Genomic DNA, 17,486 nt, shown 5'->3' with positions numbered 1-17,486 from the left:
GGCAGATTTTGGCACCCGAAAGGGTGAAATCAGCCAAGCCAACCTCAGATTCGCCAAACGTTGTTCATTCCGAGCAAATTCCAACCTTGGACCCACTTTCAGGGCTCGTTGCCCAGAGGCTCCCTAGCCCCTGGACCAGCGCCCCCCCGCGCCAGACTTGTCGGGCGTAGACGTGTGGGGAGGGCCCCCTCGGCTGATGGCCTCCGATCCCCGCTCGGCTTTGCAACCGCCAGCTCAGGCTGGCCAACGGCCGCTGCCCCCCTCACGGCTGCTGCTCTGCAGTGATCTCGACCGCACCCTGGTGCCGAACGGCCACCAGAGCGAATCCAGCGCAGCCCGGAGCCTGTTCGCCCGCCTGGTGCAGCGGCCCCAGGTCACCCTGGCCTACGTGTCCGGCCGGGATCCGGCCCTGGTGGCCGAGGCGATCGAGCGCTACTCCCTGCCCCTGCCGGCCTGGGTGGTCGCCGATGTGGGCACCACCATCCTGGAGGTGGCGCCGTCCGGCTGGATCCGGCAGCGGGGCTGGGATGGGGCGATCGCCGCGGACTGGGGCGGCCGCAGCGGCGAGGCGCTGTGGCCGCTGCTGGAGCACCTGCCGGAGCTGCGGTTGCAGGAGCCCAGCCGCCAGAGCCTCCACAAGCTGAGCTTCTATGTGGACCCGGCCCTGGAGGTGGCACCGCTGCGGGCCCGCATCGAGGCACGGCTGGCGGAGGAGGGGGTGGCGGCCAGCGTGATCCACAGTCTGGATGAGCCCGCCGGCGTGGGCCTGCTGGATGTGCTGCCCGCTTCAGCCACGAAGCTGCACGCCGTGCGCTTCCTGATGGCCCAGCTGGGCTTTGGCCGCGACGACACCCTGTTCGCCGGTGACAGCGGCAACGACCTGCCAGTGCTCCAGAGCGAGCTGCGCTCGATCCTGGTGGCCAACGCCGATCCCGCGTTGAAGCAGGCCCTGGGCCTGCCCGCTGCCGCCCTGCAGCAGCTCTATCTGGCCCAGGGGGAGTTCATGGGCATGAACGGCAACTACGCCGCCGGGGTGGTGGAGGGGGTGGTGCACCACTGCCCCGGCGCCGCGGCCTGGTTGGAGGCACCGGCGCTCACCCACCTGAACAGCCGCGGCGAGGCCCGCATGGTGGAGGTGGGGGAGCGGCCCCCCAGCCTGCGCAGCGCCGTGGCGGAGGGCTTCATCAGCATGGATCCGGCGCTGCTGGCGGCGGTGCTGGAGGGCCGCACCGCCAAGGGCGATGTGCTGGCCGTGGCCCGGGTGGCGGCGATCCAGGCGGCCAAGCGCACCTCGGAGCTGATTCCCCTCTGCCACCCCCTGGCCCTGACCGGTCTGGACGTGACGATCGAGCCGGCGCAGCAGCGCTCCGGTCTCAGGGTGGAGGTGGCAGCCCGCACCACCGGCCCCACCGGGGTGGAGATGGAAGCGCTCACGGCCGTGCAGGTGGGTCTGCTCACCCTGTACGACATGGTGAAGTCCCGGGATCCCGCCATGACCATCGGGCCGGTGCGGCTGGTGCGCAAGGACGGTGGGCGGAATGGGGCCTGGGTCCGCCCCGAGGCGGAGGTCTGAGCTGCCATGACCGAACCGTTCCCCGCTGAGGGCCTGCCTCTGGACGTCGCCCGCCGCCAGGTGCTGGAGGCTCTCCAGCCCCTCCCCGGCTCGGAAGAGCTGCCCCTGGCCGCGGCGCTGGGCCGGGTCACGGCCTCGGCGGTGGTGGCGGCCCAGGCGGTGCCGGGGTTCCGTGCCTCGATCATGGATGGCTACGCCCTGGCCGGCTCGGTGCCGCCGCCCCCCCTCGGCAGCCGCTGGCGGCTGGTGGGACGCTCCGCCCCCGGCGCCCCGTTCGAGCGCCCGCTCCAGGCCGGCGAGGCCCTGCGCATTCTCACCGGGGCGCCGGTGCCTGAGGGCTCGCAGCGGGTGCTGCCACAGGAGCTGGTGGGGGTCGATCCAGCCGGCACCGAGCTGGTGTTGCAGCGCGAGGCTGGAGCCAACCCCTGGATCCGGGCGGCCGACGAGGAGGCTGCCCCCGGCCAGGTGCTGATCGAGGCCGGCCAGCGCCTTGGGCCCGCCGACCTGGCCCGGCTGGCCAGCTGCGGCGTGGCCTCCCTGCCGCTGCGGCCGCAGCCGCGGCTGGGCCTGCTGATCAGCGGCGATGAGCTCACGCCGGTGGGGCAGCCGCGGCCAGCGGGGGCGATCTGGGAGAGCAACGGCACCCTGCTGGAGGCTCTGCTGGCGCGGCTGGGCTACGGCGTGCAGGCCCGCCTGGTGGTGGCCGATGACCCGCAGAGCCTGCGGCGGTCCCTTNNGNAGCTCGCGGCCAGCTGCGATGTGGTGGTGAGCACCGGTGGGGTGTCGGCGGGCGACAGCGACTGGATCCGTCCCCTGGTGGAGGAGCTGGGCGCCGTGGCGTTCTGGAAGCTGTTCCTCAGGCCGGGCCGCCCCTTTGCCTTCGGGGCGGTGCTGGGCCGGCCGTTCTTCGGGCTGCCGGGCAATCCGGTGGCGGCGGCGATCACGGCGCTGCAGCTGCTCTGGCCGGCCCTGCAGCGGCTGGAGGGCGCCGAGGTGGCGCTGCTGCCGCGCCTGCTGGTGCAGCTGGCCACGCCCCTGCGGCGTTCCCCGGGCCGGCCTGAGCTGGCCCGGGCCCGCCTGGAGGTGGGGCCTGCGGGCCAGCTCCTGGCCCGGTTGGAAGGCAGCCAGGCCTCCTCCCGGATCGGCTCGTTGCAGGGGGCAGACCTGTTGCTGGAACTCCCCGCCGACTGCGCTGGTCTCGAGGCGGGGGCCAGCGTCTGGGCCCAGCTGCTGCGGCTGCCGATCTTCTAGGGCGGCGGCCCCTTGGGGCCTCAGAAGGCGGTGTTGCCCTCCACCCAGCGGCTCTCGCCACTGCGCAGCCACTCCCGTTTCCAGAACGGCGCGTCGTGCTTGAGGGCCTCCAGCAGGGCCTGGCAGCAGCGCTGGGCGGGCCCGCGCCGGTCAGCGGCCACGGCCACCAGCACGATCGCCTGGCCCGGCCGCACCCGCCCCACCCGGTGCTGTACCAGCAGGGCGCTGGCGCCATGGTGCCGGCCCAGCTGCTCGGCCTGGCTGCGCAGGCAGTGCTCCGTCATGCCGGGATAGTGCTCCAGCTCCAGGGCCTCCAGGGGCTCCCCCCGGCCGTCGTGGCCCCGCACCCGGCCGATGAACCAGGCTTCAGCGGCGCTGGCTCCGCGTGGCCCATCGGCCTGCGCCCGCTGCCAGCCCTCCAGGTGATGCAGCGGATCGAATGGCTGGGGCTGGAGCGCGAGGGTCAGCTCCACGCTCAACCTCCGCTGATCGGCGGCAGGAAGGCCAGCTCGTCGCCCGCCTGCAGGGGCTGCTCCGCCGCGGCGAAGCGCTGGTTGATGGCCACGCGCAGGCCGGCCGGCCAGCCCCGGCGGACAGGGGTGGAGGTGCTGGAGGCTGGTTGTTCCGGCTCAGCGAGTCCCAGCTGCTCCCAGATCTCCAGGGCCGTGACCGGCTCCCGTGCCGGCAGGGCCAGTTGCCGTTCGCTCCAGCCGGCCCGCTCCCGCAGTGAGGCGAACAGCAGCACCCGCAGCTCGCCGCTGCTGCCGGCGCCAGTGACGCCACCACCGCCACGCAGCGGTTGCTCCGCGTTGCTCTGACCCAGGGCTGGCTTCGGCATGGCTGGCGGCTGAGGGCCCTGCAGCGCAGGGGCCTGAAGCCGGGTTCAATGGACCCACAATGGCGCTTTGGAGCCGATTCGGGTGGGTCTTGCCATTGCCTTGCTCACCGTGTCGGACACGCGCACCCTGGCGGACGACCACTCCGGTGCTGCCCTGCTGGAGCGCCTCCAGGCGGCGGGCCACCGGCTGGCGGATCGGCAGCTGGTGCCCGACAACCGCTACCGCATCCGCGCGGTTCTGAGCCGCTGGATCGCCGACCCCGCCGTGCAGGTGGTGATCAGCTCAGGCGGCACCGGGCTCACCGGCCGCGACGGCACGCCCGAGGCCGTGGCGCCGCTGCTGGACAAGACGATCGACGGCTTCGGTGAACTGTTCCGGGTGCTGTCCTTTGAGACCATCGGCACCAGCTCCCTGCAGAGCCGCTGCCTGGCGGGGGTGGCCAACGGCACCGTGGTGTTCGTGTTGCCAGGCTCGCTCGATGCGGTGCAGACCGCCTGGGACCGGCTGATCCAGGCCCAGCTCAGCGCCGAGACCCGTCCCTGCAACCTCGTGCAGCTGCTGCCCCGCCTGGGGGAACCCAGCGGCGACTAGCCGCCCAGGTAGGCCATCTCGGCGTGGGGAAGGGTGGCTCCCGGCTCCAGGTGGGCCCGCTCTTCGCTGTAGCGATCGTGGCGCTGGCCCCACAGCGCCTGCAGCCGGGCGCGCAGACCGGCCGCATCGGGCCGCGGCCGCAGCCAGGGCTTGAGGTCGGTGCCGGCGGTGCCGAACAGACAGGTGTAGGCCTGGCCATCGGCCGTCACCCGCAGCCGGTTGCAGTCGCCGCAGAACGGTGCCGAGATCGATGCCACCACGGCCAGGTGCAGGTCGTCGTCGCGATCCAGGTAGCGCCAGCGGCTGGCGGTGCCGTGGTGGGCCCGGCCCTGGGGCTGCAGGGGCCAGCGGCTCCCGATCCGCTCAACCATCTCGGCGGCGGTGAGCACCTGGTCTGGGCTCCAGCCGTTGCGGTTGCCCACATCCATGAACTCGATCAGGCGCAGCTCCACCCCCAGCTCTCTGGCCAGGCGCGCCAGGGGCAACAGCTGGTCAGCGTTGCGGCGCCGGTCGATCACCGCGTTGAGTTTGAGTTGCCCGCGCCCGGGATCGAAGCCCGCCTCGCGGGCATGGCGGACGCCTTCCAGCACCCGGGTCAGCAACAGCTCGCCCTGGTGGGTCCGGCCGCTCATGAGCGCCACGCTGGCGCCATCGGCGCCATCGAGGCTGATCGTGATCCGATCGAGGCCCGCCTGCCGCAGGGCCCTGGCCCGCGCGGCCGTGAGCAGCACCCCGTTGGTGGTGAGGGCGACCTCGCGCAGGCCGGCAGGTTGACGCAGGTCCTGCACCGCCTCGATCAGGGCCTCCAGCCCCTGGTGCAGCAGCGGTTCGCCGCCGGTGAGCCGCAGGCTCGAGAAGCCCAGGCCGGCGGCCACGGCGATCAGCGTGCGCCGCTCGCCAGGGCTCAGCAGCTCCGGTGGGTCGTGGTCATCGGGGCAGCAGTAGGGGCAGGCCAGATTGCACCGGGCCGTCAGGGAGAGGCGCAGCACGCCGGGGCGCCGGCCCAGCTGGTCGAGAACGGCAGCAACCACGGCGGCTTAGCGCACAGAGAACGATGCCGTCAGCCTGTCGCCCGGGGCGCCGGACTGACGAGCCCGGCGGGCCGGGGCCCCGGCCAGTCTTCGGGGCGGTTGCAGTTGTGCAGGGCGCTGGCGGGCAGCAGCACGGGGTGGATGGTGTGGCGGGCCAGCCAGCTGTGCATGCTGCGGTGCCCCTGGGCCAGCCAGCTGTGCAGATCGCGGCGCAGGGCCTCACTGGCGGGGTAGATCCCCAGCAGGGGGTGCAGGCGCGCTCCATCGCAGGCCACACATAGTTGCCGGGGCCGTTCCTCGGCGCTGCGCTGCAGCTGGTCGAGGCTGGGCCGATCCAGCCAGGGCATGTCCACCGGGCAGAGCAAAAGGCGCTCGCCGGGGTGACAGTGCATCAGATGGCCCAGGGCCTGCAAGGGGCCCTGGGGGGGGATGGGTTCCTCGATCAGCTGCAGGGAGGCCGCCAGGGGCAGGCCCTGGCCCAGCCGGCTGGACCCGCGCAGCTGCTCTGCCAGCTGGCGATGGCTCGGGTGATTGCTGCAGAGGCTGATCGGGGCCTCCAGCTCAGCCAGCAGCCCCAGGGTGTGGCTGAGCCAACTCCCCCCGGCGGGATGGTCCAGCAGGGCCTTGTCCCGGCCCATGCGCCGGCTGCTGCCGCCACTCAGCAGGCAGCAGCGCAGGGGGGCCTGGGGCGGGATCAGTTCCAATGGCGTGGAACAGCATCGGCTGATCTCGGTAGCGTCAACCACAGAAAAGAATCAGGCGCTCTGGTGTAGTTGCCGCGCGGCTTGCATGAAGCGCCGCCCATCAGGTCTGGCTCAGCGTTCGGAAGCTTCGATCATAATTCCACCTCGACATGCTCGGTGAACTCTGGTCTCTCCAGGGGAGATACAAGACGCTGCATCTCACCTGGTTTGCGTTTTTTCTTACGTTTGTTGTCTGGTTCAACCTGGCGCCGCTGGCGACCACCGTCAAGGCTGATCTGGGCCTCACGGTGCCCCAGATTCGCACCGTTGCAATCTGCAACGTGGCCCTCACCGTGCCGGCCCGCATCCTGATTGGAATGCTGCTCGACAAGTACGGGCCCCGCCTCACCTACTCGGCGCTGCTGGTTTTTTCGGCTTTCCCCTGCCTGTTGTTCGCCTTCGCTCAGGATTTCAACCAGCTGGTGGTGGCCCGCCTGCTGCTTTCGATCGTGGGCGCCGGCTTTGTGATCGGTATTCGCATGGTGGCTGAATGGTTCCCGCCCAAGGAGATCGGCCTGGCTGAAGGCATCTACGGCGGCTGGGGCAACTTCGGTTCCGCTTTCTCGGCCCTCACCATGGTCACCCTGGCCGGCTGGCTTTCCTTCGGAGGTGGTTTCGCGGTCGATGGCGTGGTGCTCAACTGGCGCGGCGCCATTGCCCTCTCCGGCATCATCGCTGCCATCTACGGCGTCTTCTACTACCTCAACGTTGAAGACACCCCGCCTGGCCGCACCTACCAGCGCCCCGCCAGGACCGCTGGCCTGGAGGTGACCTCCATGCGGGACTTCTGGGGCCTGATCGGCATGAACGTGCCCTTCGGCGTGATCCTGGCCGTGCTGGCCTGGCGCCTTCAGAAGGTGAAGTTTCTCGATGACACCGGCTTTGCCATCGCCATCGTGCTGGTGCTGCTGTTCTTCGGGTTCCAGACCTGGGGCATCATCCGCACCAACAAGGAGTTGATCGCCGGGACCAAGGTGTATCCCAAGGAGGATCGCTATGAGTTCAAGCAGGTGGCCATTCTCGAGCTCACCTACATCGTGAACTTCGGCTCGGAGCTGGCCGTGGTCTCCATGCTCCCCACCTTCTTCGAAACCACCTTTGACCTGCCCAAGGCCACAGCGGGAATCCTGGCCTCGGCCTTCGCGTTTGTGAACCTGGTGGCACGTCCCGGCGGCGGCCTGCTCTCGGACAAGCTCGGGTCGCGCAAGTCGACGATGGGCTTCCTCACGGTTGGTCTTGGTTTCGGCTATCTGCTGATGAGCATGATCAAGCCCGGAACGTTCGTTGGTTCCGCCGGCATCCTGCTGGCCCTGCTGATCACCATGCTGTGTTCCTTCTTTGTGCAGGCAGGGGAAGGATCCACCTTCGCCATGGTGCCGTTGGTGAAGCGTCGGGTCACAGGCCAGATTGCCGGCATGGTGGGCGCCTACGGCAACGTGGGTGCCGTGGCCTACCTCACCATCTACAGCCTGCTGCCGCTGTGGTTGTCCGGTGCCGCCGATGCCGAACCCACCCCCGCCGTGGTGGCTGCCTCCAACAGTGCCTTCTTCCAGGTTCTGGGTGTGGCTGGTCTGATCGTTGGTTTCCTCTGCTACTTCGTGCTGAAGGAGCCCAAGGGATCCTTCGATGAGCTCCACGAAGGAGAAACGGCTGTGGCTTCCCCGCCGGTGGTCTGATCCGGGTCTTCAACCGCATCGCTGCTGAGGGGCAGGCCCTGGGTCGGCCCCTTTTTTGTCCGCCTGTTCTCTGAGCTCCATGGCTGCTTCCCCACCAGGCTCGGTGCGCTCCCAGTGCCCCTACTGCGGCGKGGGCTGCGGCCTGGAGTTGCTTCCCCCTGCTGCCAAAAATCAGCCCACCCGGCGCGACGCCGACGGCCTTCCCCTCTGGGGCACCCGGGGGGATCGGCGCCATCCCTCCAGCCTTGGGCAGGTGTGCATCAAGGGGGCCACGGTGTGCGACACCCTGCGCCACGGACGGCTCAGCCAGCCGCTGGCTCGCGCCAGCCTGGACGAGCCCTTCCAGCCGATTAGCTGGGATCAGGCCATCGATCACATCGTGGCCAGGATCCGCAGCTCCCTGGCCAGCAAGGGCCCCGGTGCGATCGCCATGTATGGCTCCGGCCAGTTTCACATCGAGGACTACTACGTCGCCCAGAAGTTGCTCAAGGGGGCGATCGGCACCAACAACTTCGATGCCAACTCGCGCCTGTGCATGAGTTCGGCCGTGGCGGGCTATGCCCGCAGCCTCGGCTCCGATGGCCCCCCCTGCTGCTACGAGGATCTCGACCACTGCGCCGTGGCCTTCCTGATCGGCACCAACACGGCGGAGTGCCATCCGGTGCTGTTTCAGCGGCTGCTGAAGCGCAAACGGCGCCAGCCCGGCAGCGTCACCATCGTGGTGGTGGATCCCAGGCAGACGGCCACCAGCGACGCGGCCGACCTGCACCTGGCGATTCGCCCCGGCACCGACCTGGTGCTGATGCACGGCCTGGCCCATCTGATGGTGCAGGCGCTCACGATCGACGTGGAGTTCATCGAGGAGGCCACCGAAGGTTTCGCCGCCTATGCCGAACTCCTGCAGGCCTGGACCCCCGAGCGGGTCAGCCGGCTGTGCGGCATCCCTGAGGCGGCCCTGCGGCAGCTGGCCCAGCTCTGGGGCCAGGCCCCCAGCGTGCTCAGCCTCTGGTCGATGGGCCTCAACCAGAGTGTGGAGGGCACCGCCAAGGTGGCGGGCCTGATCAACCTGCACCTGCTCACCGGCCAGATCGGCAAGGTGGGAGCGGGGCCCTTCTCCCTCACCGGCCAGCCCAATGCCATGGGCGGCCGCGAAGCCGGTGGGCTGGCCCACCKGCTGCCGGGCTATCGCACGGTGGTGGATCCCTCCCACCGGGCCGTGGTGGAGGCGGCCTGGCGGTTCGGGGCCGGCGCGATCGATCCCGCGCCTGGCCTCGATGCCTGGCGGCAGGTGGAGGCAATGGAGTCTGGTGCCCTTGATCTCTGGTGGGTGGCGGCCACCAATCCCCTGGTGAGCATGCCGAACCTGGAGCGGGTCAAGGCCGCCGTGAGCCGCTGCCCGTTGGTGGTGCTCAGCGATGCCTATGCCGACACCGAGACCGCCCAGTACGCCCACCTGCTGCTGCCTGCGGCCCAGTGGAGTGAAAAGCCCGGGGTGATGGTGAATTCAGAGCGGCGGGTCACCCTGTGTCCGGCCTTTCGGCCGCCCCCCGGCGAGGCCCGCCCCGATTGGCAGGTGTTCGCGGAGGTGGGCCGCAGGCTGGGCTTCGTTGAGGCCTTCAGCTACGGCTCCGCGGCGGAGGTCTACGCTGAGCTGGCGGCCCTCACCGCCGGTCGGCTCTGCGATCACTCCGGCCTCAGCCACGCCCTGCTGGCCAGCGAGGGCCCCCAGCAGTGGCCCTTCCCCTGCGGCTCAGCTCCCAGCCAAGAGCCCCGGCGCCTGTACACCGACCACCACTTCCCCACCGCCAGTGGTCGGGCCCGCTTCATCGCCGAGCAGCCCATGGGCCTGGCGGAGCCTCCCAGCGACGGGTATCCCCTGGTGCTCACGGTGGGCCGTTACCTGGGCCAGTGGCACACCATGACGCGCACCGCCAAGGTGCCTCGCCTCAACGCCCTGCATCCTGAGCCCCTACTCGAGATTCACCCCGAGGATGCCGGCCCCCTCGGCCTGGAGGATGGCGCCATGGCCGAGATCTGCTCCCTGCGTGGCACGATCACGGCCCGGGCGACGGTGACCGAGCGCATCCGACCGKGCACCGTGTTTCTGCCGATGCACTGGGGCTTCATGCAGGAGCAGGCCTGTGAGGCCAACGCCCTGCTGCACGAGCAGGCCTGCCCGATCTCCAGGCAGCCCGAACTCAAGGCCGCCGCCGTGGCCGTCGCCAGGGTTCAGGAGGCGGCCCCGGTCGGGGCAAACAGCTCCACCAGCGCCGCTGGCAGGTTGTGATGGTCGTGGCCGGGGCGGGCCAGCTTGCAGAGAGCAAACCGCTCCAGCTCCGAGAGACCATTCMACTGGTCAGGCCCCAGCCCATAGCCCAGCTCTGCGGCTGAGCTGCTCACCTCAGCGGGGGGCGCTCCAGGGTGTTGCCAGGGGGCTTCGCTGGGGATGGGCAGGGAGGTGACCCCGCCGTCCGCCATGGCCGCCGTGCTCTGGCGCAGCTCGGCCGCCATGGCCGCCAGGTCGTCGGGGCCGTCAGGCCAGAGCACGAGCTGATCCCGCTGGCTTTCCGTGAGGGCCAGCCAGTGGTTGAGCCGCAGTTTCACACCGCAGAGATCAAGCTTGCGGCGCAGGCAGAGGGGAATGCAGCGCCAGTTCCCGACGAAGTCGCGCTCGAAGCCGAAGCAGTGGGAGCAAGGATGGGAGCCTTCAGGAAGCATCGTGTCTCCACTGGATCAGGGCACGCAGCTGATCCAGCAGCGCTCCGCTCTGGACCAGGTCTGTGGCGCGGGCCACGCCTGCAGCCAGATCCTGGCAGACACCGCCATACCAGAGATAGGCCCCGGCATTCCAGATCACGGCCGTGGCCAGGGGCCCCTGGCCACCGAGGGCGGCCAGGGCCTGCTCGCGCCAGCTCTCGAGATCCTGCCAGAGGGCATCGTTGTCGTAACAGCCGTGGTCGCGCGGGTGAAGGATCAGGCGCTCCCCATCACCACCCTGGGCCCGGGCCGTGATGCAGGCGCGGCTGATCGGCAGGTCGGTGCTGCCCTCGAGGCCTTTCACCGTGATGGCCATCGCCTCGCCGGCCAGTTCCAGGGCCTTCCAGGCCCGGCTTTCGGTGGGGGGATGCACGAAGCCGCTCACCAGCAGGTGGGGGCCCTGATGGGCTGTCCAGAGCAATTCGAGGCTGGCCACGGGGGGACGCTTGCCCAGGTCGTCGCGGATCGGCGTGAGGCTCTCCGCCAGCGGGAAGTGGTCCGGTTGGTGCACCAGGGCCAGGCGGTGCTGCGTCAGCGCTGCCTGCACCGTGGTCAGGTCCAGCCCCTGCAGCTCCAGCCCCAGGGCGGCGAACAGCTCGATGGCCGGCACGCCATATTTCACTGGCATGCGGCCCCCCCCTTGCAGTACCACGGGCAGCCCAGCCGCACTCAGGGCCAGGGCGGTGAGCGGGTAAATGGGGGCCGTGCGGGTGCGGCCGTCAAAAGGCATGCTGAAGCACAGGGCAGGCTCGGCACTGTGCAGGCTCGGCCCCAGGCGCCGGTAGACATCCAGCATTCCTGCCAGTTCCTGGGGCTCGGGCCGACGGATCCGATGGGCGATCAGAAAGGCGCCGATCTGGGCCGGCGTGGCCTCTTCCAGCAGCATCAGTTCCAGCGCGTGGCCGGCCTCCTCCCGGCTCAGCCCCCGGCTGGTGTGCTCGCCACTGCCCACCTTCTGCAGATAGTGCTTGAAACGCTCACGGCCAGACAGAAGCTCCACAGCAGGGGCATGGCCGTTCAGTCCGGTCTCAGGCGAGGCGTTGGGCAGGATGCCGGAAGGGAGCGCCATCAAGGGCTGAGGGGAGGGGACAGCGTGGGCCGCACGGGCTGCATGGTCGAGAACTCCATGCTGTCACCAGTGATCGTCCAGCGTGTGCCCCACCGAACAAAGGCCAGAACGGGAAAGAAGTATCAACCGACACGGAAGACATCCTGAAGATTGGCACCGGGGCCAGGCGGCTTCGGTTCGGTACCAACCGCTGCATCCCGATGGCCCCCTGGCTGGAGACAGTCGACCCTGAGACCTGGGTGCGCCGATGCGATTTGCTGCCTGCTGCGGGCTTCTGCTCKGATGCCTGCATGGTCTGGTGAGCCTTGAGCTGCGGCCCAACAGCGTCGTTGAGGCGCCCGGATCAGCTCTGGTGGGGGCCTGGAGCCCTGCCCCCCCAACCGGCGCCGGCTTCTGAATCCCCTCATCCAGCTTCGATACTGGAGTTTGTTCTTCGGCAGCTCCGCCATGGCCACTCCGCTGCAGACCACCCGTAGCGCCAGCTCCCCCCTCGGCGTCGCCCTCGCCTTCGTCGGCATGTTTGTGGTGGGGTCCCTGGGGGTTCAACTGCTGGCCGGTCTGCCACGCGACGCGGCGCCTGCCGCCTCCGCCGGGCGAGCCGCCTCGGTGGTGGCCCATCCCGCCACCCTCTGGAGTGCCCTGGGGGAGCGCTGAGGCCAGCCAGGTCAGGGATAACAGATCCGTAACGACCACGACACCCGGTCCTGCCCCGCGCCTGCAGGATCAGTGAAGGTCTGTGATTGCAGATCCCAGCTCATCTCGAATGGGAGGGCAGCGCCATGGCGCTGCCCTCCCATTCCGGACAACGCATCCCTCATTGGCGTTCACCGGCTGCATCCCCTCCCGATCCCTGGGGCTGCGCTTGGTGGTGCCATGGGGTCCCGTTCACGGCCGCGTTGTCTGGGCGTGCACTGGCGCGCCGTATACCTCTTCCATGAGCTCTTCCAGCACCCCCGCTGCGCCTGCCCCCAGCTCCGGCCTCACCAAGGTGGAGCAGGCCAAGGCCGATCTCTGCGGCCTCGATCTGCAACCCCAGCTGGCCGAGCTGGCCGCCGCGGGTTGGGACAGCCTCGACGAGGCCACCCTCACCATCCGGCTGAAGTGGATGGGCATCTTCTTCCGGCCCGTCACCCCCGGCCGTTTCATGCTGCGGCTGCGACTCCCGAACGGCGTGGTCAGCGCTGAGCAGCTGGAGCTGCTCGCCGAGGCGGTGGATCGCTGCGGCGAGCACGGCAGCGCCGACATCACCACCCGCCAGAACCTGCAGCTGCGGGGCCTGCTGTTCGAGGACATGGCGCCGCTGTTGGAGGCCATGGAGCGGGTGGGCCTGACCAGTCGCCAGTCGGGACACGACAACCCGCGCAACATCACCGGCAACCCCCTGGCCGGCATCGATCCCGAGGAGATCGTCGACACGCGCCCCCTCGTGCAGGCGATTCAGGCGCGGCTGTTCCAGCCGGATGGCCCCCGCAACCTGCCGCGCAAGTTCAACGTGGCCGTCGGCGGGGCCCCTGACAGCTTCCTGCTCCACAACGACCTCGCCTTCCTGCCCGCCCATCACGCCGGCGAGCTCGGCTTCACCGTGATGGTGGGCGGCTTCTTCTCAGCCCAGCGCAACGAACTCGCCATCCCGCTCGGCCTGTGGCTGCGGGCTGATCAGCTGCCTGATTTTGCCCTCACGGTGCTGTTGCACTTCGAGCAGAACGGCAATCGCAAGCTGCGCAACAAGAGCCGGCTGATGTATCTGATCGATGAGCTGGGGCTTGAGACCTACAGGGACACGATCAAGGCAGCCTATGGGGCGTTGGCCGGCGGCGAGGCGATGGCCTCGCTCCAGCCCCACGACGGCACGCACCTGGTGACACGGGCCCCCCGGGATGGCCTCGGCTGGAATGCCCAGGCCCAGGAGGGGCTCGGCTGGATGGGCCTGCACGTGCCGATGGGCCGTCTCGATGCCGAAGGGATGCTGGCCCTGGCCGGTCTGGCCCGGCAGTACGGCAGCGGTGAACTGCGGCTCACCGAGGCCCAGAACGCCCTGATCGTCAACGTGCCGGAAGCCAGCCAGGAGGCGCTGCTGGCCGAGCCGCTGCTGCAGCGCTTCCGCCCCGATCCCGGCCACCTGCAGGCTGAGGCTGTGAGCTGCACCGGCAACGCCTACTGCAGTTTTGCCCTGATCCCCACCAAGAGCACGGCCCAGGAGCTGGTGGAGGAGCTGGAGCGGCGGGTGGAGCTGCCCCATGGGGTGCGCACCCACTGGACCGGTTGTCCCAACGCCTGCGGCCAGCCCTACATGGGTCAGATCGGCCTGATGGGAGCCAAGACCCGCAAGGACGGCGAGATGGTGGAAGCCGTGAAGATCTTCCTCGGCGGCTCCATGGACGCCGACCCGAGGCTGGCTGAGCTGCATGACAAAGGAGTGCCTCTCAGCGACCTACCGGACGTGATGGAGCAGCTGCTGGTGGACCGCTTCGGTGCGCGGCGCAAGGCTGCGGCTGCCTGAGGGCCGCTGCCCGAACACCCTGTTCCGCAGCCAGGAGTGCACCGATCCGCCCCCGGATCGGCTGTCCTGGCTGCCACACCAGCTCTGGTCGAGCTGCACCAGGGCCTGTCGATCGCCGCTCTCGACACCCGCGTAGAGCAGGTGGGTGAGCCGCTCAGGGTCGAGCCCCAGCAGTGCCGCTTCTTTCCAGAGACGACGGCTGCGCAGTTGATCCCCCTGGCGGAACTGGGCCTGGGCCAACTGCTGGGCCAGGTTCACCAGCAACTGCTGTTCCTTCACGGCGGCCAGCCGGGCGCCGTCAATTCGCTCCTGGGTCACGCACCTGCCGATTGCACTCCGGCCCATGGTCTTTTGCCTTTCTGCCTTGTTCAGTGATACAGCCGGTGCCTGACGGCAGCTCTTGTCCCACATCAAACGTATCGGTGGCTACAGAACAGTCCTCACCTGTCCCGTCGCCGGTGCCATTCTTGAGGCCCAGTCGGCTGGAGGGCGTTGTGGCAGGGCCCCCTGACTCCCCTCTGCTGCCCCGGAACCTGCCTCCCACCACAGATTCCGGGCGCTGGCTCTGGCTGCAGCGTCTGCGCCGCAGTGCCGCGCTGCCGCTGGAGCCCTGGTTGCTGGCGATCGAAGCCGGTGAGCTCCGGCCAGACGCCGATCTGATCGCCGCCCTGGCCAGCCGCTTTGACGCTGCGGCGGCCCAGCGGCTGCTGGTGTGGTGGCTGCACAACGCCGGGGCCGATCCTGCCCTGCTGCAGGTGATCGGCCAGCAGCGGCACCCGTCTCTGGCGGCCCACCTGCGCGCCGCTCTGGCTGAGCCCTGGGCCGCGGAGCGGGCCCAGTGGCTGTTGCCCCTGGTGGGCCACCAGCGGGACCCCGCCGACTTCGCCCTGCTGGCGGGCTGGTTGGCCTCACCCCAGCCGGGGCCCTGCCGTCGCGCTGCCCTTGAGGGGCTGGCGGTGGGTCTGCCGATCTGGCCGCTGCCGCCCCTGCGCCGCCTCTTGCGGCGACTGCTCACGGATCTCGATCCTTCCCTGGCGGCCACCGCCCTGGATCTGCTGGCACGGCTGCCCCAGCCCCGTCTCGCCCTGGCCGGCGTCGAGCCCGAGCGGCTGGATCCTGCCGTGCAGCGGCGGCGGCAGCGGCGACTCTCGGCCCTGCCGGCCAACCCTCTCGTGCTCGTGGTGCATGGCCGCGGCGGCGGCGTGATCCCTGCGGAGCTGGACGCGCTGCGGGCTGATGTGGAGCGACGGCGCCGAGCCCCGGTGGTGCTGCAGAGCCTCACCGGCACGGCGGGGCCGGCCGTGGGACCGCTGCGGCAGGCGGCGGCAGGGGGGGCGATCACCCTGATGCCCCTGCTGCTCCTGCCGGGGGGCCATGTGCGGGGGGATGTGCCGGCCCTCAGTGCCGCCTGGCGCGGCAGCGGCCCGGTGCTGCGGCTGCCCTTTCTGGGCGCGTGGCCCCTGTGGCAACGGGCCCTGCGCCTGGAGCTGCTGGCCCTGGCCAGGGCGTGGGCGGCGGCAGAGGGCACGGCCACGACCCCTCTGCTGCTCCACCATCCCCTGCAGGAGGGCCTGGCGAGCCGCTACCTGACCCACCTGGAACGCTTCTGCCAAGCCCGCTGCTACGCCACTCCATACACTGCGACGGTTGCTGATGAGCTGGTGCAGGTGTTGGCTGCCCTGAGCTGCCCACCTCCAGAGGGGGCGCGGCCGAACGGTTGGGCCCAGAGTGCGGGATCGCAATCCAGGTCGCCGGTGCTGCCGCTGGTGCTGGCGGCGAACCGGTTGACGGATGCCCTCTCGCCCTGGAGCGGACCACCGCTGCTGCAACGCCCCCGCCTGCGCGACGGCTTACTGGATCTGCTCGTGGCCCTGCCATGAGCGCTGTTCCGCCGCTCGGCACGGTGTATCTGGTGGGAGCTGGCCCCGGGGATCCAGAGCTGCTCACCCTCAAGGCCCACCGGTTGCTGCGCCACTGCGGTGCCCTGGTGTACGACTCTCTGGTGCCGAAGGCCCTGTTGGACCTGGTGCCCGTGGGTTGCGAGCGGCACTTCGTGGGCAAGCGGCGCGGTCATCACTCGGTGCCCCAGCCCAGCACCAACGCCGTGCTGGTGGAGCTGGCCGCCCGCCACCAGACAATCGTGCGGCTGAAGGGCGGCGATCCCTTCCTGTTCGGCCGCGGTGGGGAAGAGGCCGCCCACCTGGTGAGCCATGGCATTCCCGTGCAGGTGGTGCCTGGCGTGACCTCCGGCATTGCGGCCCCGGCCTATGCCGGCATTCCCGTGACCCACCGCAGCGCCGGCTCCAGCGTCACCTTCGTGACCGGGCACGAGGAGATCGACAAGGCCCGACCGGGCGTGGACTGGCAGGGGCTGGCCCGCAGCAGTGACGGCCTGGTGATCTACATGGGCCTCCACAACCTGGCCAGGATCTGCCAGGAGCTGATGGCAGGCGGGCTGGATCCGTCCACTCCGGCCGCCGTGATTCAGCAGGGCACGGTGCGGGGACAGCGCAGCCTGGTGGCGACTCTGGGTGGCCTGGCGGATCAGGTGGCGGCTGAGGGGTTCAGCTCCCCCTCCATCGTGGTGGTGGGGGCGATGGTGGCCGAGCGGGTGGAGGCCTGCGCTCCGCTGCCGGCGGACGCCGAGATGCCGATTCCGTTCTGATCTCTCCAGCGGCAGCACGCCACGGGGCGTGAGACTGGCTTTCGGTAGTGGCTGACACAGGATGACGCGCCCGCCTCTGGTGCAGTGGGATTCTGTGCGCTGAATGTCATGGCCCCCGGTGCTGTCCCCCGTGCCATTCCACGCTCCAATCGCGTCCAGGCCAGGGGGGCTGTCCGGGTTCCGCAGCCGGCTGCCTTGGTGCGTGGGGCGAGTGAGCGCCCTCCCCAGCGCCGCTCCGCCCTGGGGCAGGATTTTGAGGCCATGACCCAGGTGTGGCAGATGCTCAGATCCGGCGCTGTGCGGGTGTGGGGAGAGATCGGCCGCAAGACCTGAGCAAAGCGGCTCCAGCCATGTTGTCGAATCCTGGCCGAAGGTTCGGTTGGTAACACGAGCTACAGGAGCGAACATCATCCAGTGGCTTAATGGACGGGTGCAGAGATCGGCTCGTTCGATTTCTTGCCTCCGTTTTTCGGATTGCACGTGTAGACAGCTTCTGATTGCTTCGTTTTATGGAGCCCACGGGCTTCAGATTTTCAGACGCTGACTCCACAACTTTTCAACCTCCCTGCCTTGGGCGCCTCTACACCGGCTGCCCGAGTCGCTGTTGGTTTGTCAACTTCAATCCGCTTGGTCATCGGCCTCGCGGGCTCATGCTCCTGTGGCAGTCCGGCCGGCCTGCTGCAGCACCATCCCCCGTGGACCGGTGCGGCGAGTTCGTGGACGGATTTGATCGGCGTTGGCATCGGCATTGCTTTTGATCTTCCCCTCCCTCCCATGGCTCCCTTCCCCAC

The 17,486-nt window shown here is 69.7% G+C and carries 17 protein-coding genes and 1 pseudogene; 11 read left to right on the top strand and 7 right to left on the bottom strand.

What is annotated here, in order from left to right; genetic code table 11:
- Positions 1-196: 196 nt before the first annotated feature.
- The 3 genes and pseudogenes from IQ216_RS03845 to IQ216_RS03840 form a co-directional block, all read left to right on the top strand.
- Positions 197-1,042, top strand: a pseudogene (locus IQ216_RS03845) (HAD family hydrolase); the annotation flags it as partial.
- A 36-nt stretch (positions 1,043-1,078) separates the two neighbouring features.
- Positions 1,079-1,573 carry a cyclic pyranopterin monophosphate synthase MoaC gene (gene moaC, locus IQ216_RS14115; RefSeq protein WP_225875964.1) on the top strand — a complete coding sequence of 165 codons (495 nt, stop codon included), beginning with the start codon at positions 1,079-1,081 and terminating at the stop codon, positions 1,571-1,573.
- Positions 1,574-1,579: 6 nt separating this feature from the next.
- On the top strand, positions 1,580-2,824 hold the full coding sequence (locus IQ216_RS03840) for a molybdopterin molybdotransferase MoeA (RefSeq protein ID WP_193814398.1): 1,245 nt from the start codon (positions 1,580-1,582) through the stop codon (positions 2,822-2,824).
- 20 nt (positions 2,825-2,844) lie between these two features.
- Here the strand turns inward: IQ216_RS03840 and IQ216_RS03835 are convergent, their stop codons facing one another.
- Positions 2,845-3,297: a molybdenum cofactor biosynthesis protein MoaE gene (locus tag IQ216_RS03835; RefSeq protein ID WP_193814397.1), complete on the bottom strand. Its 453-nt coding sequence runs from the start codon at positions 3,295-3,297 to the stop codon at positions 2,845-2,847.
- A 2-nt stretch (positions 3,298-3,299) separates the two neighbouring features.
- Entirely contained in the window at positions 3,300-3,662 is a 363-nt protein-coding gene (locus tag IQ216_RS03830; RefSeq protein ID WP_193814396.1) for a MoaD/ThiS family protein, read from the bottom strand.
- A gap of 82 nt (positions 3,663-3,744) precedes the next feature.
- On the opposite strand from IQ216_RS03830, the gene moaB reads away from it, so the two are divergent.
- The gene (gene moaB / locus IQ216_RS03825; protein ID WP_193814395.1) at positions 3,745-4,254 is read left to right on the top strand and encodes a molybdenum cofactor biosynthesis protein B; all 510 of its coding nucleotides are present in this window, start codon (positions 3,745-3,747) and stop codon (positions 4,252-4,254) included.
- On the opposite strand, the gene IQ216_RS03820 is transcribed toward moaB, so the two are convergent.
- On the bottom strand, positions 4,251-5,285 hold the full coding sequence (locus IQ216_RS03820) for a GTP 3',8-cyclase MoaA (RefSeq protein WP_370566594.1): 1,035 nt from the start codon (positions 5,283-5,285) through the stop codon (positions 4,251-4,253). The two genes, moaB and IQ216_RS03820, sit on opposite strands and share 4 nt — an antisense overlap.
- A 29-nt stretch (positions 5,286-5,314) precedes the next feature.
- Positions 5,315-5,989, bottom strand: a complete 675-nt coding sequence (locus IQ216_RS03815) for a molybdenum cofactor guanylyltransferase (protein ID WP_228007104.1) — start codon at positions 5,987-5,989, stop codon at positions 5,315-5,317.
- Positions 5,990-6,138: 149 nt separating this feature from the next.
- Between IQ216_RS03815 and IQ216_RS03810 the strand changes: the two genes are divergently transcribed.
- Complete coding sequence (locus IQ216_RS03810) at positions 6,139-7,704, top strand: NarK family nitrate/nitrite MFS transporter (protein ID WP_193814394.1); 1,566 nt, start codon at positions 6,139-6,141, stop codon at positions 7,702-7,704.
- A gap of 79 nt (positions 7,705-7,783) precedes the next feature.
- Entirely contained in the window at positions 7,784-9,991 is a 2,208-nt protein-coding gene (locus tag IQ216_RS03805) for a molybdopterin oxidoreductase family protein (protein WP_193814393.1), read from the top strand.
- On the opposite strand, the gene IQ216_RS03800 is transcribed toward IQ216_RS03805, so the two are convergent.
- Together IQ216_RS03800 and IQ216_RS03795 are read right to left on the bottom strand one after the other, a co-directional pair.
- Entirely contained in the window at positions 9,934-10,422 is a 489-nt protein-coding gene (locus IQ216_RS03800) for a nitrate reductase associated protein (RefSeq protein ID WP_193814392.1), read from the bottom strand. The genes IQ216_RS03805 and IQ216_RS03800 overlap by 58 nt on opposite strands.
- Complete coding sequence (locus IQ216_RS03795; RefSeq protein ID WP_193814391.1) at positions 10,412-11,530, bottom strand: anthranilate phosphoribosyltransferase family protein; 1,119 nt, start codon at positions 11,528-11,530, stop codon at positions 10,412-10,414. Before IQ216_RS03795 ends, IQ216_RS03800 begins: the two co-directional genes overlap by 11 nt.
- 447 nt (positions 11,531-11,977) lie before the next feature.
- On the opposite strand from IQ216_RS03795, the gene IQ216_RS03785 reads away from it, so the two are divergent.
- The gene (locus IQ216_RS03785) at positions 11,978-12,184 is read left to right on the top strand and encodes a hypothetical protein (RefSeq protein ID WP_193814389.1); all 207 of its coding nucleotides are present in this window, start codon (positions 11,978-11,980) and stop codon (positions 12,182-12,184) included.
- 280 nt (positions 12,185-12,464) lie between these two features.
- Entirely contained in the window at positions 12,465-14,030 is a 1,566-nt protein-coding gene (locus IQ216_RS03780) for a ferredoxin--nitrite reductase (protein ID WP_193814388.1), read from the top strand.
- On the opposite strand, the gene IQ216_RS03775 is transcribed toward IQ216_RS03780, so the two are convergent.
- The gene (locus tag IQ216_RS03775) at positions 13,962-14,348 is read right to left on the bottom strand and encodes a hypothetical protein (RefSeq protein ID WP_193814387.1); all 387 of its coding nucleotides are present in this window, start codon (positions 14,346-14,348) and stop codon (positions 13,962-13,964) included. The two genes, IQ216_RS03780 and IQ216_RS03775, sit on opposite strands and share 69 nt — an antisense overlap.
- Before the next feature lie 176 nt (positions 14,349-14,524).
- Between IQ216_RS03775 and IQ216_RS03770 the strand changes: the two genes are divergently transcribed.
- The 3 genes from IQ216_RS03770 (at position 14,525) to IQ216_RS14420 (ending at position 17,028) form a co-directional block, all read left to right on the top strand.
- Positions 14,525-15,910 (top strand): hypothetical protein, encoded by a 1,386-nt coding sequence (locus IQ216_RS03770; protein ID WP_193814386.1) that lies wholly within the window; start codon positions 14,525-14,527, stop codon positions 15,908-15,910.
- A complete protein-coding gene (cobA, locus tag IQ216_RS03765; protein ID WP_186697762.1) occupies positions 15,907-16,695 on the top strand; it encodes a uroporphyrinogen-III C-methyltransferase in 789 nt (262 codons plus the stop codon). The genes IQ216_RS03770 and cobA overlap by 4 nt, the downstream gene beginning before the upstream one ends.
- Positions 16,696-16,893: 198 nt before the next feature.
- Positions 16,894-17,028 carry a hypothetical protein gene (locus tag IQ216_RS14420; RefSeq protein ID WP_255510574.1) on the top strand — a complete coding sequence of 45 codons (135 nt, stop codon included), beginning with the start codon at positions 16,894-16,896 and terminating at the stop codon, positions 17,026-17,028.
- The last annotated feature ends 458 nt before the right edge of the window (positions 17,029-17,486 follow it).

Source organism: Cyanobium sp. LEGE 06143, assembly GCF_015207535.1.
GTDB lineage: Bacteria > Cyanobacteriota > Cyanobacteriia > PCC-6307 > Cyanobiaceae > NIES-981.
The sequence above is the reverse complement of the archived record's forward strand: the minus strand, read 5'-3'. Positions and strand labels throughout refer to the sequence as shown.